The sequence below is a fragment of the Rhodanobacter lycopersici genome, assembly GCF_040812335.1.
Taxonomy (GTDB): Bacteria; Pseudomonadota; Gammaproteobacteria; order Xanthomonadales; family Rhodanobacteraceae; genus Rhodanobacter_A; species Rhodanobacter_A lycopersici.
Window position 1 is genome coordinate 686728 of record NZ_JBFOHK010000002.1, and the last position, 20978, is coordinate 707705.

The 20978-nt window shown below is 69.8% G+C and carries 26 protein-coding genes and 1 riboswitch; of the genes, 10 read left to right on the forward strand and 16 right to left on the reverse strand.

Going from position 1 to position 20978, the window contains the following annotated elements:
* Positions 1 to 176: 176 nt before the first annotated feature.
* The gene (dapB, locus tag ABQJ54_RS09935; protein ID WP_367854136.1) at positions 177 to 977 is read left to right on the forward strand and encodes a 4-hydroxy-tetrahydrodipicolinate reductase; all 801 of its coding nucleotides are present in this window, start codon (positions 177 to 179) and stop codon (positions 975 to 977) included.
* Between the two features lie 15 nt (positions 978 to 992).
* Here dapB and ABQJ54_RS09940 read toward each other — a convergent pair whose 3' ends face one another.
* The 4 genes from ABQJ54_RS09940 to ABQJ54_RS09955 form a co-directional block, all read right to left on the reverse strand.
* Positions 993 to 1688, reverse strand: coding sequence for a hypothetical protein (locus ABQJ54_RS09940; protein WP_367854137.1), 696 nt, complete (start codon positions 1686 to 1688; stop codon positions 993 to 995).
* Positions 1689 to 1755: 67 nt separating this feature from the next.
* On the reverse strand, positions 1756 to 2445 hold the full coding sequence (locus ABQJ54_RS09945; RefSeq protein ID WP_367854138.1) for a hypothetical protein: 690 nt from the start codon (positions 2443 to 2445) through the stop codon (positions 1756 to 1758).
* A 54-nt stretch (positions 2446 to 2499) separates the two neighbouring features.
* A complete protein-coding gene (locus tag ABQJ54_RS09950) occupies positions 2500 to 2982 on the reverse strand; it encodes a hypothetical protein (protein ID WP_367854139.1) in 483 nt (160 codons plus the stop codon).
* Entirely contained in the window at positions 2979 to 3557 is a 579-nt protein-coding gene (locus ABQJ54_RS09955) for an RNA polymerase sigma factor (RefSeq protein ID WP_367854140.1), read from the reverse strand. Before ABQJ54_RS09955 ends, ABQJ54_RS09950 begins: the two co-directional genes overlap by 4 nt.
* A 120-nt stretch (positions 3558 to 3677) precedes the next feature.
* Between ABQJ54_RS09955 and ABQJ54_RS09960 the strand changes: the two genes are divergently transcribed.
* A complete protein-coding gene (locus ABQJ54_RS09960; RefSeq protein WP_367854141.1) occupies positions 3678 to 4004 on the forward strand; it encodes a hypothetical protein in 327 nt (108 codons plus the stop codon).
* A gap of 65 nt (positions 4005 to 4069) precedes the next feature.
* On the opposite strand, the gene ABQJ54_RS09965 is transcribed toward ABQJ54_RS09960, so the two are convergent.
* From ABQJ54_RS09965 to dinB, 3 genes are all read right to left on the reverse strand, one after another.
* Positions 4070 to 4495, reverse strand: a complete 426-nt coding sequence (locus ABQJ54_RS09965; RefSeq protein WP_367854142.1) for an organic hydroperoxide resistance protein — start codon at positions 4493 to 4495, stop codon at positions 4070 to 4072.
* Between the two features lie 144 nt (positions 4496 to 4639).
* Positions 4640 to 5101: a MarR family winged helix-turn-helix transcriptional regulator gene (locus ABQJ54_RS09970; protein WP_367854143.1), complete on the reverse strand. Its 462-nt coding sequence runs from the start codon at positions 5099 to 5101 to the stop codon at positions 4640 to 4642.
* A 68-nt stretch (positions 5102 to 5169) separates the two neighbouring features.
* Positions 5170 to 6258 (reverse strand): DNA polymerase IV, encoded by a 1089-nt coding sequence (dinB, locus tag ABQJ54_RS09975; RefSeq protein ID WP_367854144.1) that lies wholly within the window; start codon positions 6256 to 6258, stop codon positions 5170 to 5172.
* 131 nt (positions 6259 to 6389) lie between these two features.
* On the opposite strand from dinB, the gene ABQJ54_RS09980 reads away from it, so the two are divergent.
* Positions 6390 to 7067 (forward strand): DUF6624 domain-containing protein, encoded by a 678-nt coding sequence (locus ABQJ54_RS09980; RefSeq protein ID WP_367854145.1) that lies wholly within the window; start codon positions 6390 to 6392, stop codon positions 7065 to 7067.
* A gap of 57 nt (positions 7068 to 7124) precedes the next feature.
* Here the strand turns inward: ABQJ54_RS09980 and ABQJ54_RS09985 are convergent, their stop codons facing one another.
* Together ABQJ54_RS09985 and ABQJ54_RS09990 are read right to left on the reverse strand one after the other, a co-directional pair.
* Positions 7125 to 7478 carry a gamma-glutamylcyclotransferase family protein gene (locus tag ABQJ54_RS09985; RefSeq protein WP_367854146.1) on the reverse strand — a complete coding sequence of 118 codons (354 nt, stop codon included), beginning with the start codon at positions 7476 to 7478 and terminating at the stop codon, positions 7125 to 7127.
* Positions 7475 to 8380, reverse strand: coding sequence for an ATP-grasp domain-containing protein (locus ABQJ54_RS09990; RefSeq protein WP_367854147.1), 906 nt, complete (start codon positions 8378 to 8380; stop codon positions 7475 to 7477). The genes ABQJ54_RS09985 and ABQJ54_RS09990 overlap by 4 nt, the downstream gene beginning before the upstream one ends.
* A gap of 18 nt (positions 8381 to 8398) precedes the next feature.
* Positions 8399 to 8476: riboswitch (S-adenosyl-L-homocysteine riboswitch) on the reverse strand.
* Between the two features lie 182 nt (positions 8477 to 8658).
* Here ABQJ54_RS09990 and ABQJ54_RS09995 point away from each other — a divergent pair.
* Positions 8659 to 9378 (forward strand): COG4280 domain-containing protein, encoded by a 720-nt coding sequence (locus ABQJ54_RS09995; protein WP_367854148.1) that lies wholly within the window; start codon positions 8659 to 8661, stop codon positions 9376 to 9378.
* A complete protein-coding gene (locus ABQJ54_RS10000; RefSeq protein ID WP_367854149.1) occupies positions 9375 to 9581 on the forward strand; it encodes a hypothetical protein in 207 nt (68 codons plus the stop codon). Before ABQJ54_RS09995 ends, ABQJ54_RS10000 begins: the two co-directional genes overlap by 4 nt.
* Positions 9582 to 9602: 21 nt before the next feature.
* Here ABQJ54_RS10000 and ABQJ54_RS10005 read toward each other — a convergent pair whose 3' ends face one another.
* Positions 9603 to 9926, reverse strand: coding sequence for a hypothetical protein (locus ABQJ54_RS10005; RefSeq protein WP_367854150.1), 324 nt, complete (start codon positions 9924 to 9926; stop codon positions 9603 to 9605).
* Between the two features lie 113 nt (positions 9927 to 10039).
* Here ABQJ54_RS10005 and ABQJ54_RS10010 point away from each other — a divergent pair, with 113 nt between their 5' ends.
* Together ABQJ54_RS10010 and ABQJ54_RS10015 are read left to right on the forward strand one after the other, a co-directional pair.
* A complete protein-coding gene (locus ABQJ54_RS10010; protein WP_367854151.1) occupies positions 10040 to 11365 on the forward strand; it encodes an amino acid permease in 1326 nt (441 codons plus the stop codon).
* 139 nt (positions 11366 to 11504) lie between these two features.
* Positions 11505 to 13640, forward strand: a complete 2136-nt coding sequence (locus tag ABQJ54_RS10015; RefSeq protein WP_367854152.1) for a beta-galactosidase — start codon at positions 11505 to 11507, stop codon at positions 13638 to 13640.
* Here the strand turns inward: ABQJ54_RS10015 and ABQJ54_RS10020 are convergent.
* A complete protein-coding gene (locus ABQJ54_RS10020) occupies positions 13561 to 14781 on the reverse strand; it encodes a YbfB/YjiJ family MFS transporter (protein ID WP_367854153.1) in 1221 nt (406 codons plus the stop codon). The two genes, ABQJ54_RS10015 and ABQJ54_RS10020, sit on opposite strands and share 80 nt — an antisense overlap.
* Positions 14782 to 14875: 94 nt before the next feature.
* On the opposite strand from ABQJ54_RS10020, the gene ABQJ54_RS10025 reads away from it, so the two are divergent.
* The 3 genes from ABQJ54_RS10025 to ligB all read left to right on the forward strand — a co-directional run bounded on the left by ABQJ54_RS10025 (position 14876) and on the right by ligB (position 18357).
* Positions 14876 to 15799, forward strand: coding sequence for a LysR substrate-binding domain-containing protein (locus ABQJ54_RS10025; protein WP_367854154.1), 924 nt, complete (start codon positions 14876 to 14878; stop codon positions 15797 to 15799).
* Positions 15800 to 15802: 3 nt separating this feature from the next.
* Positions 15803 to 16579 carry an NRDE family protein gene (locus ABQJ54_RS10030; RefSeq protein ID WP_367854155.1) on the forward strand — a complete coding sequence of 259 codons (777 nt, stop codon included), beginning with the start codon at positions 15803 to 15805 and terminating at the stop codon, positions 16577 to 16579.
* A 95-nt stretch (positions 16580 to 16674) separates the two neighbouring features.
* On the forward strand, positions 16675 to 18357 hold the full coding sequence (ligB, locus tag ABQJ54_RS10035; protein ID WP_367854156.1) for an NAD-dependent DNA ligase LigB: 1683 nt from the start codon (positions 16675 to 16677) through the stop codon (positions 18355 to 18357).
* 80 nt (positions 18358 to 18437) lie between these two features.
* On the opposite strand, the gene ABQJ54_RS10040 is transcribed toward ligB, so the two are convergent.
* The 5 genes from ABQJ54_RS10040 to ABQJ54_RS10060 form a co-directional block, all read right to left on the reverse strand.
* Positions 18438 to 18839 carry a YchJ family protein gene (locus ABQJ54_RS10040; protein ID WP_367854157.1) on the reverse strand — a complete coding sequence of 134 codons (402 nt, stop codon included), beginning with the start codon at positions 18837 to 18839 and terminating at the stop codon, positions 18438 to 18440.
* A gap of 38 nt (positions 18840 to 18877) precedes the next feature.
* Positions 18878 to 19474: a DUF938 domain-containing protein gene (locus ABQJ54_RS10045; protein ID WP_367854158.1), complete on the reverse strand. Its 597-nt coding sequence runs from the start codon at positions 19472 to 19474 to the stop codon at positions 18878 to 18880.
* Positions 19475 to 19484: 10 nt separating this feature from the next.
* Positions 19485 to 19682 (reverse strand): hypothetical protein, encoded by a 198-nt coding sequence (locus ABQJ54_RS10050; protein ID WP_367854159.1) that lies wholly within the window; start codon positions 19680 to 19682, stop codon positions 19485 to 19487.
* A 94-nt stretch (positions 19683 to 19776) separates the two neighbouring features.
* Positions 19777 to 20355: an NnrU family protein gene (locus ABQJ54_RS10055; protein WP_367854160.1), complete on the reverse strand. Its 579-nt coding sequence runs from the start codon at positions 20353 to 20355 to the stop codon at positions 19777 to 19779.
* Between the two features lie 65 nt (positions 20356 to 20420).
* Complete coding sequence (locus ABQJ54_RS10060) at positions 20421 to 20975, reverse strand: HutD/Ves family protein (protein WP_367854161.1); 555 nt, start codon at positions 20973 to 20975, stop codon at positions 20421 to 20423.
* Positions 20976 to 20978: the final 3 nt, after the last annotated feature.

Consider the following 20978-nt stretch of genomic DNA (forward strand, 5'->3'; position numbering starts at 1 on the left):
GACCCTGCGAGCGTAGCGGATCACCCGGTTCAGGTCTGCGCCGACAGGGTGCCGGGCACGGACGGCGGGCATGACGCCGGGCGCCTGCGTGGGTACCATCGTCGATCTCGTATTCCAAAGAAGCCGGTGACTGCCGCGCCGCGTTCCGGCATGGCGCACGAACCCGCGAGGTGACCATGTCGTTGAAGGTATGTCTTGCCGGCGCCGCCGGCTGGGCCGGCTCGGAACTGGCGCGCGGCATGGCCGCCAGTGCGGACCTGGAACTGGTTGCCGCGGTATCGCGCCGGCATGCCGGCCAGCCGTTGGGCGCAGCACTGGGCGACGCTGCCATCGTCACGCCGGTGTTCGCCAGTGCGGCCGAGGCGCTGGCCACGCCCTGCGACGTGTTCGTCGAATACACCCACCCCGACACCGCGCGGGCCAATGTGCTGGCCGCGCTGGAACGCGGTGCGCACGTGGTGGTGGGCACCTCCGGGCTTGGCGACGAGGACTACGCGCAGATCGATGCGGCGGCGCGCCGGCATGGGCGCGGCGTGCTTGCCTGCGGCAACTTCGCGCTCACCGCGGTGCTGCTGATCAAGTTCTCCGAGATGGCGGCGAAGATCCTGCCGCAGTGGGAGATCATCGATTACGCCTACGCCGGCAAGCCGGACGCGCCCAGCGGCACCGTGCGCGAGCTGGCGATGCGCATGGGTCGGCAGCGCCAGCCGGTGCTGGAAGTGCCGCTGGAAGAGACGCGCGGCCTGCGCGCGGCGCGCGGGGGCACCCTGGCCGGCAGCCAGGTGCACGCGGTGCGCCTGCCCGGTTTCGTGCTCGGCGCCGAAACCATTTTCGGCCTGCCGGACCAGACCCTCAGCATCCGGCACAATGCCGGTGGCAGCGCCAGGCCCTACGTGGACGGCGCGCTGCTGGCGATCCGCAAGGTGTCCACGCTGACCGGCCTGCACCGCGGGCTGGACGCGGTGCTGGAACTTTGATCCGACCGACCTCGGTCAGGCGTGGGTGGCGGTGCCGGTCTTGTCCGGCGACGCAGGCGGCAAGGCGGCGCCGAGCTGCTTCTCGAGGTCCCGCAGGTTCTGCGTGGTCTGGTCGAGCATCGAGCGCATCTGGCTGATCACGTGCAGGAACTGGCGCGGCTGCACTTCGTCGGTGGCCAGGTCGGCGATGGCGTCGACCATGCCCGTGCCGTTCATCAGGATCGCGGTGTCCTCGCGCATCATGTCGACACTGTCGCGCTCGTTGGCATAGGCGGCGGAGTAGCGCTGCATGCGGGCGCGTTCGATCCAACTGGCGGACTGGTTGGCCACCGCCACGTCCCAGGCCTCGTGGCGCAGGGTGGGAAACCGCAAATGCAGGTCGAAGTCGCGCCTGGTCAGCGCGATGATGTGCTGGCGCACCACGTCATCGGCCGCGTGCGACTTGAGGTCCTGGATCACCGTATCGCGGATCGCATCCAGTTTTTGCAGTTGCGCGGCGTCCCGTTGCGCGTCGAGGTCGACATCGGCCAGGTTGCTGCGGATCTCAGCCTCGATCTGCATGCTGGCGGTGGCCGCGGCATGGGCGTGCTGCGTGTGCTCGATCCACGCCTCCAGCCCCAGCGCGGTGAGAATGCTGAGCACGATCATCAGGTAGTGCTTGGCGAAATCCCTGAAGGACGCCAGGCGGGTGGTCGGCGGTTCGATGTGCATCGGGTGCTCCGGGGAACGGCGGCGGATCGGGCGCGCAGCTTACACGCGGGACGGCAGGTGCGGAGCCTCAGGAGCCGGGAGGTCCGGGGCTGCGATCGGCTGCGGGCAGCGCGGCAGAGATCTGCGGTTCGAGCTGCTCCAGGTGCGACTGGGTTTCCTGCGCGGTGTGGATCATCTGGTCGAGCACGCCGAGAAAATCGGTCGGATCGACCGCCTTGCCCAGGTTGAGGCGGGTGCTCAGCACCGACATGCGCGGTGCATCGAGCATGATCGTGCTGTCGCTGGTCAGCCACGCGTCCGCCGCGCGCTGGCCGGCGTAGGCGTTGGAATAGCGGCGCAGCGCGGTGGCGTCGATCCAGCCGGCGGACTGGTTGGCCACCGCCACGTCCCAGGCCTGGCTGGGCAGGTGAGGCCAGTCGATGCTGAGCTTGAAGCGTTCCCGGTGCGCCTGGATGTAGGCATTGATGTCGCTGTCCGACTGGCCATTGCGGATCGCCTGCGCCACGTCGTGTTCGAGCTGCTCCAGCACGGCGATGTCCTTGCGGTTGTCCACAAGGGAGGCGCGGATGTCCGCCAGGTTGTCGCGCAGCTCGCGTTCGATCTGCATGCTGGCAATGGCCGCCGCATGGGTGTGGTGGGCATGTTCGATCCATGCCTCCAGCCCCAGTGCGGTGAGGATGCTGAGCACGATCATCAGGTAGTGCTTGGCGAAATCCCTGAAGGACGCCAGGCGGGTGGTTGGCGGTTCGATGTGCATGGGTTCTCCGGCGCGAACGTGGTCGGCCATGAAGCGTAGCCGATCGTCCTGCATTCAGCCGGGCGGAGCGTGCGCAGGCCGCTGCCACAACCCGAGCAGCCAGGACGCACCGAGGCAGGCGCCCAGCGCCAGCAGCCAGCTCGTCGCGGGAGTGCCGGGAGACGGCAACAGTTGGCGGAAGGCGGGCAGCCATGCGCTGCCGTAGTCGGCAGTCACCACGCCGGCAGCCACGATCAGCGCGGCGACGAGCGTGCACGCCAGCGCGAATTCGATGCGCGTATCGCCGGCCCCGGCACGAGCCGGTGCGCCGGCAACGCGCGCCGCCACCCGCTGCGCGAAATCATCAGGCAACGCCGAAGGCATGGGTTCGCGCAGCGCACGCGCCAACAGGCGATAGCGGCGCACGCGTTCGTCGCCGCCGGATGGATCGAGGCCAAGGCGTTCGGCCTGCAGCGCGCGCTCCTGCGCCTGCCATTCGCGCTCCTGAACGAGGTTGCCGAAGGGAGGATCGTCGAAGGGAGGGATGTCGTGGTTCATGCCGCAACTCCTGTCCGGTTTTCCAGCGCCTCGCGCAGGCGCAGTCGCGAGCGGAACAAGTGGCTCTTGATGGTACCCCCGGCGAGCCCGGTGATGCAGGCGATCTCGGGGATGGAGATTTCGTCGAGGTAGTACAGGGTGAGCACGGTGCGCTGCAAAGGTGGCAGCGCCTCGATGGCTGCATGCAGGTGGCGTCGGGTTTCCTCGTCCATGCAGGCGGCTTCGAGGTCGAAGCCGTCGCCGATGTTTTCCAGCAGCGCGTTGCCTTCGTCGTCGTCACGCGATTCGACCAGCGGGATGCGCTTGTGCTGCAGGTGGCGCAGGGCGATGGTGTAGGCCACGCGGCCGATCCAGGATTTCAGCGCGCTCTCGCCGCGGTACTGGTGCAGGCACTGGTGCACGCGCAGGAAGGTGTCCTGGCACAGCTCGCGCGCGTCCTCGGGGTTGCGCACCATGCGCTGGACGATGTGCCAGCACAGGCCCTGGTACTCGCGCACGAGGCGCTCGAACGCGCCGGGCCGGTTGGCCAGCACGGCTTCCGCCAGGGCGCGGTCGTTGGGGTAGGCGTCATCCATGGCACATGGGATACATCCAGACGCGCAACGGTTGCAGCGCATCCGCTGCAACCGTTGCGCGTCTGCCGGTATCCATGTTCCCGAAACCTGTCATTTCCACCCATTTACCCGGAGGTACTTATGGATTTCGGCATCTTGATCCCGATCGTGTTGTTTGTCTGCATCGCCTACACCATCAAGGTCTGCGTGGACGCGATGGTGCGCCGGCGCATGGTGGACGCGGGCGGCTCGGCCGAACTGGTCGCCTCGGTGCTGCGCGACGAGGAACTGCGCCGGCGTCATTCCTCGTTGCGCTGGGGCATCGTGCTGCTGTCGGTGGCGCTGGGCTTCGGACTGATCCAATGGTTCGGTTGGCAGGAGGTCACGCCCGGGCTGGTGGCTGTGCTGGCCGGCGCCACCGGCCTCGGCAACCTGGTGTTCTTCGCGGTATCGCGCAAGCTGGGTTGAGTTCCGGAAAAACGAAGCCCGGGACTGGCCCGGGCTTCGTTTGCGTGACAGCGGGTACCGTCGGTTCAGACCACGACCAGCGACACGTCGATGTTGCCGCGGGTCGCATTGGAGTACGGGCAAACGACATGGGCCTTCTGCACCAGCGCTTCCGCTTCCTCGCGTGGCATGCCGGGCACGTGGATCTTCAGTTCGACCTCGATGCCGAAGCCGGTGGGGATCTGGCCGATGCCGACCGTGCCTTCGATGCTGGTGTCGGCGGGCAGCGCGAGCTTGTCCTGGCCGGCGACGAACTTCAGCGCACCGAGGAAGCAGGCCGAGTAGCCGGCGGCGAACAGCTGCTCGGGATTGGTGCCGGTGGCGCCGTTGCCGCCGAGCTCCTTCGGCACGGTCAGCTTGACGTCGAGCACGCCGTCGGAGGAGGTGGCGTGGCCGTCGCGGCCGCCGGTGGCCTTGGCGTGGGCGCGGTACAGGACTTTTTCGATGGACATGGCGGTTGCCTCGTGATGGATGGCTGTGTCAGGCGGGGATGGGGTGGAGCAGGGAGCGCCTGGCGTGCTCCGATGGTAATGATTGGGCGATATTGAATAGCGTGCTATTTACATGGTGTGGCGATGCGCCGCTGGCGGGCGTCTTCAGTCCTCGCCGGACAGGTGGGAGCGCAGCCGGTCGAGGTCGCGCTTGAGGCTGTGCAGTTCGTCGACCCTGCAGCCGGCCGCGCACAGCACCTCGTTCGGCACGGTGCTGGCGCGTTTCTTCAGCGTGCGCCCTGCCGTGGTCAGGGTGATGACCACCTGGCGTTCGTCGGCGGTCGAACGCACGCGGTCGAGCAGGCCAGCCGCCTGCAGCCGCTTGAGCAGGGGTGTCAGCGTGGCCGAATCCAGGTACAGGCGTTCGCCGATCTCCGACACGGTAAGGCCGTCGCGCTCCCACAGCACCAGCATCACCAGGTATTGCGGATAGGTGAGGTCCAGCGCTTGCAGCAGCTTGCGGTAGAGCTTGCCCATCGCCAGGTTCGCCGCATACAGCGCAAAGCACACCTGGCGGTCGAGCAGCAGGGGCGAGTTCGCGGCGGCAGGGGCGTGGCGGGTGTCCATGCCGCCAATATATATAGCGCGCTATTCAATTGCAAGATATTTTTCTGCCAGCCGGTCGCATGCTCGGCTCAGCCGTCCTCGAACAGGTCGCGCTGCGCCGCATGGCTGTCGGCGTCGACGAATCCGGACAGGCCCACGCCGACGAGCCGGTAGCGGCTGTCGGCGGGGCGCTCGATGCGTGCGCGCAAGGCGCATGCGATGTCGGCCAGTTCATCCGCCGAGGCGGGTCGCAGCGTCGGCGTGAGGCTGCGCGTGAGCGTGTGGAAGTCCGCGGTCTTGAGTTTCAGCACCACGGTGCGCGCGATGCGTCCTTCGCCGGCCTCGCGCTGGTGCGCGGCCCAGGTTTTTCCGGCGAGCCGGCGGATGTGCGGTTCGAGTTCGTCCAGCGTGAGGTCGTGCTCGAAGGTGTCTTCGGCGGATACCTGCAGGGTGGGGCGGTCGGGTGTCACCGGGTGATCGTCGATGCCCAGCGACAGCTCGTGCAGGCGCCGGCCCCAGCGGCCGAAGCGTTGCTCCAGTTCCTCCGCCGCGAACGCGCGCAGGTCGCCCACGGTGGCCAGGCCCAGCGCGACGAGCTTGCCTTCCATCACCTTGCCCACGCCGGGCAGGCGGCCGATCGGCAGCGGCGCGAGGAAGTCCAGCACCTCGCGCGGGCGCACCACGAACAGGCCGTCGGGCTTGCGGAAGTCCGAGGCGATCTTGGCGAGGAACTTGTTCGGCGCCACGCCGGCGGACGCGGTGAGCTGCGTTTCCTCGCGGATCGCCGTGCGGATCGCCTCGGCGGTGGCGGTGGCCGAGGGCAGGCCGGTCTTCGTCGCGGTGACGTCGAGGTAGGCCTCGTCCAGCGACAGCGGCTCGATCAGCTCGGTATGCCGCGCGAAGATCTCGCGCACTTGCCGCGATACCGCCTTGTAGCGCGTGAAGTCCGGTGGCACGAAGATCGCCTGCGGACAAAGCCGCTCCGCGCGCACCGCGGGCATCGCCGAGCGCACGCCGAACTTGCGCGCCTCGTAGCTGGCCGCGCACACCACCGAGCGAGCGCCCTTCCATGCCACCACCACGGGCAGGCCGCGCAGCGAAGGATCGTCGCGCTGCTCCACCGACGCGTAGAACGCGTCCATGTCGACGTGGAGGATTTTTCGCGGCGGAGCGGACACGATGCGATCGATGGATGCCCGGTGGGGAACCGATTCTAGACCGCCGGGTCGAAGCCGCACGAGCCGGTGCGTGCCGGCTGACAGGGGGACAGGCGATGCACAAGGCGTGCTTGGTGGGGATGGCGGGGCTGATGTCGGGCTGGCTGATGGCGGCGCATGCGGCCGATGACGCTGATGCGCAATGGGCACGGCAATGCCCGGGCATGGCGGCATGGGCCAAGGCGCAGGAAGCCAGGGTTGCCGCGGAGAGGAAGGCGCACCCGTCGGTGAAGCCCAGCCAGCCGGCATTGCGCGACGAGCTGTTGCAGATGGGCGAAGCGGATACGCAGGCCCGCAATGCGGCTATCGCTGGCGGCGGCAAGGACCCCGCGTTGTTCAAGGCCGTGTACGACGTCGATGGCCGCAACCTGCCGCGCATCAAGCAGATCGATGCGGAGCTGGGTTTCCCCACGCCCGCGCAGGTGGGTAGCGATGGCATGCATGCGGCATGGCTGATCGTGCAACACGCCGACCGCGATCCGGACTTCCAGATGCATGTGCTGGAGGAACTGCGGGCCCGCCCCGGTCACGGTGGCGTCGACGCGCAGGAGTATGCCGCGCTCACTGATCGCGTGCTGCTCGCGCAGCACAAGCCGCAACGCTATGGCACCCAGTTCGATCCCAAAGGCATCAGCGACGGCGAACTGAAGCCCAGCCCCATGGAGGACGCCGTTCATGCGGACCAGCGTCGCGCTGCCATAGGACTTCCACCGCTGGCCGATTACAAGTGCATGCTGCAGGTGGTTTACAAGGTGCCGGCGAAGCCCTGAGTGCCGCGCATTCCGTCGCGCGATACCGGCATGGCCCGCTGCAGCGCATGCATGCCGTCATTCCGCGCGCACGTACATCCATGCCTGCCGGCCGGAGGCGAGCGCGACGGCCACGCGCCGGTAGTCGTCCACCTCGTAGGCGTCGGCTTTGGCCAGCTCCTGCGGCGTCAGGCGGAACACGGTGCCGTGCACGAGATCCGCCGGGTCGCCGCTGCGCACCGCGATGGGATGGTGCGTGGCACCGCTGGTGGCGACGACCTGCGCATCGCAGATCACCAGCTGTTCGAGGCGGTAGCCGGGCAACGCGTCCGGTTCGCCGTCGAGGTGGTGGCCGAAGGTCGTGAGCTGCACTGCCCCGTCCCGCAGTGTGCCGTAGGAGAACAGCAGCTCGCTGGCGAGGGCTGCCATCATGCACGCTCCGTCGCGCGCGGGGCTTTCGTCGACCGCAGTGGCTCCAGTTGCGTGGCGATGACGCGGGCGTAGCGCTCGGCGGCATCGGGCCGCTCGGCAAGAAACAGGAAGGGCTCGATCAGCTCCAGCTCCATGAGCAGAAAGCGGCCATCCACCACCACGCCATCCACCCGTGCGTACCCGGCGTCGCCGAGGCCCAGCGCGGCGCATGTCGCCAGTGCATGCCGGGCGGCGGCAACGGTGGCCGCATCGGGCTCGACGATGTCGGTGCGCCCGCCGTACTGGCTCTGCACGCGATAGTCGCCCGTGGCGGGCCGCTTGACGACGGCGTGGCTGAACTCGCCGCCGAAGAACAGCAGCGACCATTCGCCGTCGTCGACGATGGCCTGCACGAAGGGTTGCAGCAGGTATTCGCCTGGCGGCAGTTCCGACACGGATCGTTCGAACGCGGGATCGCCTACCGTGCCGCGCACCGTGCGCCATGCACCGCCGCTGACGGCCGGCTTGACCACGACGTCCCGGCCCTGGAATGCGGACAGGGCCTCATGCAGGCCGTCGCGCGAGGCGAGCCGGGTGGGAATGGTCGGCACGTCGAGCGATTCCAGTTGCAGCAGGTAGCGCTTGTCGCTGTTCCAGCGCATCAGCGCGACAGGGTTGATGACCGGCATGCCCGAATGCTCAAGCCGGTCCAGCCAGGCGAGGAATGCGTCGTAGTGCTCGAAGTAATCCCAGGTGGTGCGAACCAGCACGGCGTCGTGGCGGCCCCAGTCGACGCCGGGATCGTTCCACACGCAGACCTGCAGCTGGATGTCGAGCGCCGCGAGCGAGGCCGCCAGGTGGGCGTCGTCGGGCTGGATGGTCGGGTAGGCCGCCGAAGTGGCGATGGCAAGCTGGACAGGCATGGGAGGCTCTCCAAGATCATGGAAAGGGCGCCCTTGCCAATGTCATCGCGGGCCAAGCGTGGCGGATCGTGACCCGTCGCAGCACCCCTTGGCCCGGACGGCACGCGGAGGGTTTCCGGCGTGCCAAACGTGCGCAGTGTCCTTGCGGCCCTATGGCATGTCAATTCGCCGATGCGGCATCGTCCCGCACGGAGGGAGAGCGTATGCTCCCGCGGTCCGCATTGCCTGCATGAAGGCCTCACCACGTGCCGATCCACTGGACTCACTTCGGGCCTTCCATGCTGGCCTCCTTCCTCGCCTCGCTGGTGGAGTGCGTGGAAGCCTTGACCGTGGTGCTGGCGGTGGGCGTGGTGCGTGGCTGGCGCAGCGCGCTGGCGGGCTGCGCGACGGGCTTGCTGGTGCTGCTGTTGCTGGTCGCGCTGCTCGGCCAGGCGCTCGCCCGCGTTCCCCTGCACGGTTTCCAGCTGGTGGTGGGTGCCTTGCTGCTGCTGTTCGGCATGCGCTGGCTGCGCAAGGCGGTGCTGCGCGCGGCCGGCGTGCTCGCCCTGCATGACGAGGACGCGATCTACCAGCGCGAAATGCAGGCGCTGGGCGGGCAGGCTGGCGTGCTAACCGGCCTGGACAGGCTTGCGTTCGTGGTGAGCTTCAAGAGCACCGTGCTCGAAGGCATCGAGGTGGTGTTCATCGTGCTGGCCATCGGTGCCGGGCGGGCCGACCTGCTGTGGCCGGCCAGCCTGGGCGCGCTGGCCGCGCTGCTGGTGGTAACTGCACTGGGCGTGGTGCTGCATCGGCCGCTGGCGCGGGTGCCGGAGAACACGCTGAAGTTCGTGGTGGGCGTGCTGCTGTGCGCGTTCGGCACGTTCTGGGCCGGCGAGGGCATGGGCTACGCGTGGCCGGGCGGGGACGTCGCCATTCCAGCGCTGGCGTGCGCCTTCCTCGCGGCGGCGGCGCTGTGCGTGGCGTGGTGCCGGCGCGTTGCGCAGGAGACCGTTCGATGAGCTGGCTGCGCAAACTGCTGCTCGAGCTCTGGGGCCTGTTCGTCGACGACGGCCGCTACGCGCTCGCCATCGTGGCGTGGTTGCTGCTGGCGTGGCGGGCCCTGCCGTTGCTGGGTTTCGGCGGCGGCTGGAATGCGCCCGTCTTCGCGGCGGGCCTGCTCGCCATCCTGGTCGAAAGCGTGCTGCGCCGCGCGCGGCGTTGAGCCACAAGTAGTACCTGGGCTCTAGCCGGCGTCCTCCCACTTCACCTCGACCGCGTCGCCCTCCATCACGCCCCACCAGCGCGTGCCGAGGCGTACCCAGGCCGAGCGGATGCGGTGGCTGGCTTCGTCATAGACGGAGACGTGGTAGACGACCTGGTATTTCGAGGTGGTGAACCACATCGACAGCGGCATGGCACCCCAGCTTTGCCTGGCGTGCAGGATGCGCAGACCGTTGGCGTCGGCCCAGTCCTGCAGCAGGGCCTTGGCGTTCCGGTAGTGGCGCCAGCTCAGCCAGATCGCCGCGGCGATCAGCAGCAGGAACAGCAGCGGTGCGGACCTGCTCATCGTGTATCTCGTGGGTTCCCTGCGCGCAGCGTGAGCCGTGTCTGGCGGCCGCACAAGCCACCCCTGTCGACGGGGACTGGTCGAACCCCGGCCTGCCATGCCAAGGTTGCCGGATGACGACGACTGACAGCTCCCCCGCGTACCTGCGCCGCCTCGGCGTATGGGACGGCGCGATGATCGTGATCGGCGGCGTGATCGGCGCCGGCATCTTCCGCACGCCGGCCACGGTGGCCGAGCGCACGTCCTCCGGATTGCCGCTCTTGGCGCTGTGGGTATTGGGCGGCCTGCTCACGCTGACCGGCGTGCTGTGCTACGCCGAACTGGGTTCGCGGCGGCCGCAGGCGGGCGGCATCTACCTCTACCTGCGCGAAGCCTTCGGCATGCTGCCGGCCTTCCTGTTCGGCTGGACGATGGCGCTGATCAACTACCCCGGCAGCGTGGCCGCGGTGGCCACCACCTTCGCCGACTACTTCTGCCAGGCAGTGGGCCTGCCGCTGCTGTGGGTGAAGCCGGTGGGCGTGGCGGCGATCGTGTTCATCGTGGGCGTGAACCTGTTCGGCATCCGTGCCGGCGCGCTGATGCAGAACATCTTCGCGGTGCTGAAGCTGGCGGCGATCGCGCTGCTGGTGGCGGTGGGGCTGGCGCTGGCGCACGGCCACCTGGGCGGCGTGCTGGCGGCGGACGCCACGCAGCACGTGTCCAGCGGCGCCTTCGTGGGCGCGCTGCTGCCGGTGCTGTTCACCTACGGCGGCTTCCACTATCTCAACGACCTCGCCGGCGAGGTGCGCGACCCGCAGCGCACGCTGCCGCGCGCCCTGCTGCTGGGCATGCTGGGCGTGGTGCTGGCCTACGTGCTTGCCAACGTGGCCTATCTCACCGGCATGGGCCACGCGGGGCTGGCCGCCAGCCAGGCGCCGGCGGCCGACCTGATGCGCCGCCTGTTCGGCGAGACCGGCGCGAAGGTGATGGCGATCGGCATCGCCTGCTCCACCTTCGGCTATTGCAGCATCGCCATCGCCGGCGGCGCCCGCGTGATGCAGACCATGGGCGCGGACGGCATGCTGTTCCGTGCGGTGGGCTACATCGACCCGCGCACGCGCGCGCCGCAGGTGGCGCTGGCGCTGCTGGGCGCGTGGACGGTGGTGCTGATGCTGTGGGGCAACTTCGGCCAGCTGGTGGACTACACCACGGTGGGCGAATGGCTGGGCCATGCGTTCGGCATCGGCACGCTGTTCTGGTATCGCTGGAAGTTCGTGGACGAGCCGGCGCCGTACCGCGTGCCGCTGTTCCCGTTGCTGCCGCTGGTGTTCGTGCTCACCGTGCTGGGCGTGATCGCCGCCACCGCCGTCGCCTCGCCGCACGACGCGGGCATGAGCCTGCTGATCATCGCGCTGGGCGCGCCGGTGTACTGGCTGTGGCGGCGCTGGCAGCGTGCCTGAGGTTCGCGCAGGCGCACCGAGAGTGAATCCCTCTCCAGGGTCCCGTCCGCAGCGGGGCACTGAACCTGGCCCACCCACGGCCAGTCGCGCTTCAGGCGGCGGCGCGATACTCGGACGATTCCGGCGAGGCGAGGCAGCGATGAAGACCGTGACGGGAATGGCGGTGTTGTGCCTGGGCATGTGCCTGGCGGGATGCGGGCAGACGACGGAAGTGGCGGATCTCATGTCGTCGTCGTCGGTTCGCGTCTCCCTGCAGCAGGTGCAGCGTGCGGGTCGGGCGGAAGCCGCGGCCGACGGCGTGATGCAGCAACGCTATACCTTCCAGGCCGCCGCGCAGCCGCAAATCGTGGTGACGCCCACGCAGGGCACGTGGAACTGGCACGGGCAGGGCGAGCTGCGCCTGCGCGTGCAGAACGCGATGCCCTGGGCGCTGACCCTGGTGGTGGACATCGACGGCGCGGATGCGAAACAGCACCTGCACGCGGTGGTGGGCCTGCCGGCCGGCCCGGCGCAGACCCTGGTGGTGCCGCTGCACCCCACCGCGCCGCTGGCCTTCGGCATGCAGGTGGGGCCGCCGATGCCGCTCGACGACCGGGGCCGGCGCGTGCTGGTGGCCACCACGGTGGAAGGCGCGCTCGATCTCTCCGCCGTGCGTGCCGTGCGGTTCTCGATGCCGGCGCCGCAGGCGGCGCAGTCCATCCTGTTTGGCAAGCTCGACGTGGTCGCGGGCGAGACCGCGCTGCACGATGCCTATGCCGGCATCGTCGATCGCTACGGCCAGTACACGCGCGGCAACTGGCCCGAGAAGGTTGCCGACGATGCCGCGTTGCGTGCCACCGTGAAACAGGCGGTGCCCGCGGCATCGACTGCCGGCGAGGATGGCTACGGCGGCCGCCTGGACGTCCGCCTGCAGGAGACCGGCTGGTTCCATGCGCAGAAATCCGGTGGCCGCTGGTGGCTGGTCACGCCTGACGGCCACGGCTTCTTCTCGCTGGGCGTGGATGCGGTGACGGCGGACGGCGGCCGCAGCTACGTGCAGGGCCGCGAAACCATGTTCACCGACCTGCCGCCGGACAGCGGCGCGTGGGCCATGTTCTGGGGCACGGGCGACAACCGCAGCGCGCAACAGGGTGCGGGTGCGGGACGTTGCTGCGACCACGGCCGCTGGTTCGATTTCTATGCGGCCAACCTGTATCGCGTCGACGGCCAGGGCTGGCCGGCCGCCTGGCGCACGCGCACGCTGGCGCGACTCAAGGCCTGGGGCTTCAACACGCTCGGCAACTGGAGCGATCCCGCACTGGCTGCGCAGCACCAGCTTCCCTACACGCGCTCGGTGAACATCGAAGGTGTGTTCGGCAACGTCGCCACCGGCTACGACTGGTGGGGTCGCATGCCCGACCCGTTCGACCCGCGCTTCGCGCAGGTGGCGGATGCGGCGGCGGCAAAGGCCGTGCAGGGCGTGCGCGACGATCCCTGGCTGCTCGGCTATTTCGCCGACAACGAGCTGGCCTGGGCCGCGCCGGGGCCGCAGGGGCGCTGGGCGCTGGCGATCGGCACGCTGCACGGCGAGGCGCGCAGCGACGCCAAGCAGGCTTTCATCGCCGACTTGGAAAAGAAATACGGCACGCCGGACAAGCTCGCGGCGGCGTGGGGCATTTCGCTGCCCTCGTGGGATGCGCTGCAGGCCACCAACTTCCCCGCGCCCGAACCGGGCGAGGCGCACCCCGCCATCGCCGCCGACTACAGCGCGTGGCTGCGGCGCTACGCCGACCAGTACTTCCGCGTGGTGTCGCAGGCGATCCGCCGCCACGATCCGCACCACCTGTTCCTGGGCGGCCGTTTCGCGGCGAGCACGCCGGAAGCCATCGCCGCCTGCGCCGAGTACTGCGACGTGGCGAGCTTCAACGTCTACGCCGACCTGCCGCAGCACGGCTTCGACGCGGCGCTGGCGCAAAAGCTCGACCGGCCTGTCCTGATCACCGAATTCCAGTTCGGCTCCGACGACCGCGGTCCGTTCGGCAAGGGCGTGGTGCCGGTATGGAACGAGGCGCAGCGCGGCCACGCCTATGCGAAGTTCGTCGCCGCGGCCGCGGCCGATCCCGTCATCGTCGGCGCGCACTGGTTCGGCTATGTCGACCAGCCCGTCGCCGGTCGCCTGCTCGACGGCGAGAACTCGCACACCGGCCTGGTCGGCATCACCGACATTCCGTTCGCGGGTTTCGTGGAGACGGTGCGCAAGACGAACCTGACACTGCGGCACGCCGCGTCGCCCTGAGCGCGTTGCCGCGGCGCAGCCGCGACAGTGCGATCGCCAGCGCCAGTACGGATGCCAGCGCGGCCAGTTCCAGCGGCGCGGCGAAGCCGTGGCGACGCGCGGCCAGCATGGCGGCCACCGGCGGGCCGACGATCTGGCCGATGCCGAAGGCGGCGGTCAGCGCGCCGATCAGCCGGGTGGGATCGCGCGGCGCCAGTCGCGCCGCCTCGCGCATGGTGAACATCACCACCGGCGTGATCGCCGCACCTTCCAGCACGGTGCCCAGCGCCAGCCCGGCACGGCTGGGCCAGTACAGGCACAGCGCGGTGCCAAGCAGCATCGACAGGCAGCAGCCAGCCAGCCCGGCGTAGTTGCTGCGCACGGTCAGCGCGCCCAGCAGCAGGGTGGCCGATACCGTGGCCACGCCATACAGCGGCCAGAACCATTCGCGCAGCGCAGGCAAGTGCAACTGCGCGTCGGCGATCAGCGGCAGGAAGGTGGCGGGGATCACGTAGCCGAAGCCGAACAGGCCGTAGATCGCCACCAGCGGCCAGGTCGGGCCGGCATCGCGGGCATCGCCTTTCGCCACGGTTGCGACGGCGGGAGCGGCAGGCGCGTCCAGCGTGCGCCAGATCAGCGCGGTCACCGCGGCACTGGCCGCGCCGAACGCCAGCCACCAGTGCGCCGAGTCCACGCCCGCGCCATGCAGCGCGGCCACCAGCGTGCCGCTGGCGATGATGCCTACGCCGGGGCCGCTGTACAGCACGGCCTCCAGGCCCAGCCGACCGTGCAGGCGCAGGTGCGCGCCGCACCAGGCGATGCCGTGCACCATCAACATCGCGGCGGCCACGCCCGCCACGAAGCGGCACAGCAGCCACAGCGGCAGCGATGGCGCCAGCCCCATGCCCAGCGTGCCCAGCGCCACCAGCACCAGGCCGGTGCGCAGGCTGGCGCGCTGCGGCAGCGCCAGCGCGGTGCACAGCAGGGCGCCCAGCAGGTAGCCGATGTTGTTGATCGAGGCCAGCCAGCCGCCGCCGACCAGGCTCAGGCCGGCGTCGGCCTGCATCAGCGGCAGCAGCGGGGTGAGCAGGAACCGGCCGATGCCCAGCGCAAGGGCCAGCACGGTCATGCCGGTGAGGGAAAGCGGAACAGGGGACCGCATGGGGATGCTCCGGCAGGGGATGCAACCATGCTAGGTGCGGCGTATCATCGTATAAAGCGAATAATTGCGAATGAATCCATCGAGGAAATCGAACATGGACCTGCGCGCGCTCGAAACCTTCCAGGCCGTGGTGGCTGCCGGCGGCATCGGCCGCGCGGCGACCAGGCTGCATCGGGCCCAGTCCAGCATCACCAGCCGCATCCACCAGCTTGAAACCTCGCTGGGCGTGCAGCTGTTCCACCGCGAGGGCCAGCGCCTGCGCCTCACCGCGCCGGGCGAGGAGCTGGTGGACTACGCGCGGCGCATGCTGGAGCTGGCCGAGCAGACCCGCGTGGCCGTGCGCAGCGGCGAGACCGGTGGCGCGCTGCGGCTCGGTTCGATGGAGAGCGTGGCGGCGAGCCGGTTGCCGTATCCGCTGGCGGCGTTCCATCGCGCCCACCCGCAGATCTGGGTGAACCTGCACACCGCCTCCTCGCGCGGCCTGGTGGCCGACGTGCAGGGCGGCGCGCTGGACGCGGCGATCGTGGGCGAGCAGGTGGATACCGAACGTTTCCGCTGCGTGCCGCTGTATGTGGAGGAACTGGTGCTGGTCGGCGCACGCGACAGCGCGATGCTGGCGGAGCCGAAGCGGCTGGCCGACGGCACCGTGCTGGTCTACCACAGCCAAGGCTGCATCTACCGCCGGCGGCTGGTGGAATGGCTGGACGCGCAGCGCATCGTGCCCGCGCGCGTGCTGGAGTTCGCCTCCTACCACGGTATCTTCGCCGCGGCCGCGGCCGGCGTGGGCGTGGGACTGGTGCCGCGCTCGGTGCTGGCGACCTACCCGCAGCGCGACACGCTTTCCGTCCGCGAGATGCCGGCACGACTCGCACGCATCCAGACCGCGCTGGTGATGCTGCGCACCACCCACCTGCCCGCGCTGACCCGGCTGGAGGAATGCCTGCGCAAGGACGCCATCGCCGCGCGCGACAAGGCGACATCGCGCCCGCGCCGTACTTCCGCGCGCAAGGTGGCGTGAGCCATGTGCCTGATCGCCTTCGCCTGGCAGGCCCATCCGCGCTGGCGCCTCGTGCTGGCCGGCAACCGCGACGAGTTCCATGCGCGGCCCAGCGCAGCGCTGGCGCGCTGGAACGATCTGCCGATCACCGGCGGTCGTGACCTCGAGGCCGGTGGCACCTGGCTGGGTGTCACCGATGCTGGCCGCTGCTGCGTGGTCACCAATGTGCGGGACCCGCGCGACCCGCAACTTGGCGCCTCGCGCGGCCTGCTCGCCACCGACTATCTCGTCGGCGCGACCGGCGCCACGGCGCATGCACGGCAACTGCTCGCGCGGGCGGCCGGCTACCGCCCGTTCAACCTGCTCACCTTCGATGCGCAGGCCGCGTTCTATCTCGGCAACCGGCCCGAGGCGCGCGCGCAGGCTGTGACGCCCGGCGTGCATGGCCTGTCGAATGCCGACTTCAACACGCCCTGGCCGAAGACGCGCGCGCTGATGGCGCGGCTCGCCGCGTGGACCGGGACCGGCGACGCGGACGACTTCACGCCACTGTTCGCCGCGCTCGCCGACGAGCGGCAGGCGCCGGATGCGGAGTTGCCCGACACCGGCATCGGGCTGGAGCGCGAGCGCTGGCTGTCCGCGGCCTTCATCCGCGGCGCCGACTACGGCACTCGCGCCAGCACTGTGGTGGCGATCGGCCATGACGGGCGCGGCGTGATCGAGGAGCGCCGCTTCGGCCCCGAAGGGCGCTTCCTCGGCGAAAGCCGGCTGGGCTTCGGTCCGCACGCCGCCGCGGATTGACGCCCCGCGCCTACGTGGTGGCGCGCGCGAGACTGCCTGACTCCGTGCAGCGGCATGGCTAGCGTCGACGGCTCCATCCACGCTGGGGGCGTCACATGCGCATGGCTTGCCTGTTGCTGCTGCTGGTCATGTCGGGCGTCGATTCCGTGCACGCGACCGATTGCCCCGACTGGTCGCCCGGGCAGGCTCGCCGTGAGCTGACGGCTTTGCACGATCGGCTCGATGGCTGGAACCATGCCTATCGGGTCGATGGCCGTTCTCCCGTGAGCGACGCCGTCTATGACCAGTCCGAGCAACAGCTCGCGGCGTGGAGCCAGTGCTTCCCCGCACAGGCGCCGGCGCCGCTGGCGCATCTGGGCGATGCCGGTGGCCGTGCCCGTTCGCCGGTGGCGCAGACTGGGCTGGCCAAGTTGCCGGATGCCGCCGCGGTCGAGGCGTGGATGCGTGCACGCGGCAACCGCGACCTGTGGGTGCAACCCAAGGCGGATGGCGTGGCGGTGACCCTGCTCTACGAACACGGTCGACTGCGTCAGGCCGTCAGTCGCGGCGACGGCCTGCACGGTGCGGACTGGACCGTGCTGGCGCAGGCCATCGCCGCGATCCCGAAGCGCCTGCCGAACGCGCCGGCGCGCGTGGTGCTGCAGGGCGAGCTGGTGTGGCTGCTGTCTGGCCATGTGCAGGCCGACGATGGTGGTGCCAATGCGCGTTCGGCGGTGGCCGGCGCGCTGGCGCGCAACACGCTGGATGCCGCCACCGCCGCGAAGATCGGTCTGTTCGTGTGGGACTGGCCCAGCGGCCCGGCCGACATGCCGGCGCGACTGGCCGGCCTCGTGGCGATGGGCTTCGCCGACAGCGCCGCGCTCGCCCAGCCGGTGGCGAGCCTCGACGACGTGAAGCGCTGGCGCGAGCAGTGGTATCGCCACGCGCTGCCGTTCGCCGCCGATGGCACGGTGCTGCGCCAGGGCCACCGGCCGGCCGCCGACACCTGGCAGGCGCGGCCGCCGGGCTGGGCGGTGGCCTGGAAATATCCGGCCGCCTCCGCATTGGCCGAAGTGCGCGCGGTGAGCTTCACGATCGGCCGCAGCGGGCGCATCACGCCGGTGCTGGAACTGGCGCCGGTGCAACTGGACGACCATCGCGTGCAGCGGGTCAGCGTGGGTTCGTTCAAGCGCTGGCAAGCGCTCGATATCCGTCCGGGCGATCAGGTGGAGGTGGTGTTGGCTGGGCTGACCATTCCGCGCCTGCAGTCGGTGGCGTGGCGCGCCGCGCAACGTGCCGCGGTGGATGCGCCCGATCCGGCGCGTTACGGCCCGCTGAGTTGCTGGCGGTCCACACCGGGCTGCGAACAGCAATTCCAGGCACGGCTGGCTTGGCTGGGCGGCAAGCAGGGCCTGCGGCTGCCGGGCGTCAGCGCGGGAACCTGGCAGGCCTTGGCGGATGCCGGTCTGGTCCGTGATCTGCTGGATTGGTTGGCGCTGACACCGGGACAACTCGCCACGGTGCCGGGTCTGGGCGCGAGCCGGGCCAGGGCGCTTGCGCAAGCCTTTGCCGATGCGCGCAGGCGGCCATCGGGCGATTGGCTGCACGCGCTGGGTGCCCCGGATGATGCGACGGATGCCGGCGAGGATTGGGCCACGCTTGCCGCGCAGGGTGAAGACGGTTGGCGTGCGCGCGGCGCCGGTGCGGCGCGTGCCCGGCAACTGGCAGCCTTCTTTGCCCATCCCGAGTTGCAAGCGCTGGCTGCCCGATTGCACGCGGCCGGCGTGCAAGGCTTTTAGCTAGCTGTAGGAGCGCACCCTGTGCGCGAAGGCCCTGGCGCTTGATCGAGGCCAAGAGCCATCGCGCACAGGGTGCGCTCCTACATCAGTTCGCCATCGTGGTAATACCAGCGCCCCGCCTCGCGCACGAAGCGGCTGATCTCGTGCTGGCGGTGTGCGCGGCCACCGCCCAGACGATAGCGGGCCACGAATTCCACCACGGCGTGGTCGTCGTCGATGCGTTGTTCGCCGCGCACTTCCAGGCCCAGCCAGGTCGGCGCCGGCTGTTGCGCGGCCAGCCGCAGCGAAGCGGGGCGGGTGTCGGCGTGCCAGCTGGCCAGCAGGTAATCCTCGCGCTTGAGCACGTAGGCGCTGTAGCGCGAGCGCATCAGTTGCGCGGCGCTGGCGGCCACCACGTTGCCGTCATGCAACGGGCCGCAGCAGGCGGCATAACCGGCGGGATTGCCGCAGGGGCAGGGAGTGAGCGTGTCGATCGCCTTCATGCCGCCTTTGTACCCGCTTCGGCGGCGGCGTGCAGGGCTCAGTGCCGGGTACGCTGCCAGACGCGGCAGCGGTTGTTCGCCGGCATCGCCACGTCGTCGACCAGCGCGAAGCCCGCCGCCGTGGCCAGCGCGTCCACTGCCTCGGCATCGCGGATGCCCATGTGCGTGCCGCGCGCCTTCAGCCACTGGTCGAACGCGGCATTGCTGTCGCTGGTGTAGCGGCCGGCGTAGTTGAACGGGCCGTAGATCACCAGTCGCCCGTCGTCGGCCACGACGGCCGGCAGCTGCGCGAACAGCGCCTCCACCTCGTGCCAGGCCATGATGTGCAAGGTGTTGGCGCTGAACGCCGCGTCGAACGGGCCGTGCGGCCACGGCCCGACGACGTCGAGTTCCAGTGGTGGGGGCGTGTTCGGCAGTGCCGCCTCGTCCAGCCAGGCGCGGATGCCCGGCAAATGCTCCGCGCGGTCCGAGCATTGCCAGTCCAACCAGGTCAGCGCGGCGGCGAAATGCACGGCATGCTGACCGGTGCCGCTGCCGATCTCGAGCACCCGCCGCCGTCCGGCATAGTGCCGGCGCAACACTTCGAGGATCGGTTCGCGGTTGCGTTCGCAGGCGGGGGCGTGGGGTTTGTCCACGCCTGCAAGGTCAGACCGGATGGCCGCGCAGCACGCGGGCAGGCAGCATCAGCAGCGCGCCCAGGAAGGCGAACACCGCGCCCACGGTGATGCCGACCAGCCGCAGCGGCAGGCAGAGCAGCCACACGACGGGATAGAGCACCAGCGCCAGCAGCGCGAGCGGCCAGCAGAACACCAGCAGCAACAGCCAGAGCAGGAAGGCAGCCATGGCACGACCTCGGTGGGGACGGATGGCAGCACTGTAGCGCGATCCGCGGCACGTGCGCAGATGGCTTTCGGCACCCCGGGCCGGCGTGACGCGGCTACATCACCGGTTTCACGCCGATCAGCAGCGCATGCAGCCAGAACGCGAAGACCGCCCAGGCCACCACGCCGATCACGATGGCGATGATCGTGCCCTTGGCCGTACCCGGCGGATAGACCGTGCCTTCGCGGCGGTCGCGCCGGCGCGAGGCGGCGAACAGCACCACGGCCCACAGCAGGAAGGCGCCGAACAGCACCATGTCGTGCAGCATGCCGGTGGCAAGCAGGTGGCCGAAGGCCCAGGTCTTCACCGCCAGCACTTGTGGATGGTGCAGGCGTGCCTTGATGCCGTTGCGCGGTACCCGCGCCGCGGCGAGCAGCACGAAGGCCACCAGGGTGAACAGCGCGTTGAGCCGGACCAGCCACGGCAGCGGCGTGTACAGCGGCACCGGATGATGCCGCGCCAGCGCGAAGCCCCAGCAGATCAGCACGAAGCCGGCGACGGCCACCAGCGAGTACAGGCCCTTCCACTTCTTCTCGCCGAGCCGCGCGATCTGCCGCGCGCGCCAGCCGTCGGCGAAGATGCGCAGCGAATGTGCGCCGAGAAACAGCACGAGACCGAGGATCAGCACGGACATCGCGGGACTCCGGTGGAGGCGACGGACCGAGTATAGGCGACCGCGTGACGCTTTCGGGACAGCTTTCAGGAAGTGGTTTCGACACGCACCGCCAGCGCCAGTGCATCCGCGTGCAGGACGACCGCTCCGCCAGCCGATGGCCGCCATGCATCGCCTGCCTGCAGGCTGCCGCCGGCACAGTCGATGCGACCGCGCACGCAGTACACCAGCGCAATGGCGGCGTCGGCTTGCCGCGCACCTGCCGTGCGCCACGCCTCGATGCCACCGCGCACGCGGCCGCGGCGCAGCATCAGGTTGAAATCGCGGCTGGGGCCGCCGGCCAAGGCCACTTGCACGCCAGCTTCGCCAGGGAATGCGAACGGCACGCACGGCGCAGTGAGCGCGTGGACGCGGCCATCGTCCAGCGTCATCGTGAAACCGTCGCCATCGAGCAGGACGATCACGCGGTCGATGCCCGGAAACGCGGAGAACGGCGCGGCGTTGTCCACCTCGGCGATGCTCACCCGCCACAGGAAATCGTCCATGCCTGCGCCGGACGGATGGATGGCCAATTCGCGGGTGCGGCCGCGGCCGTTCTTCCATGGCATGGCAGGGCAATCGGCGGGACGGATGATGCCCATGTG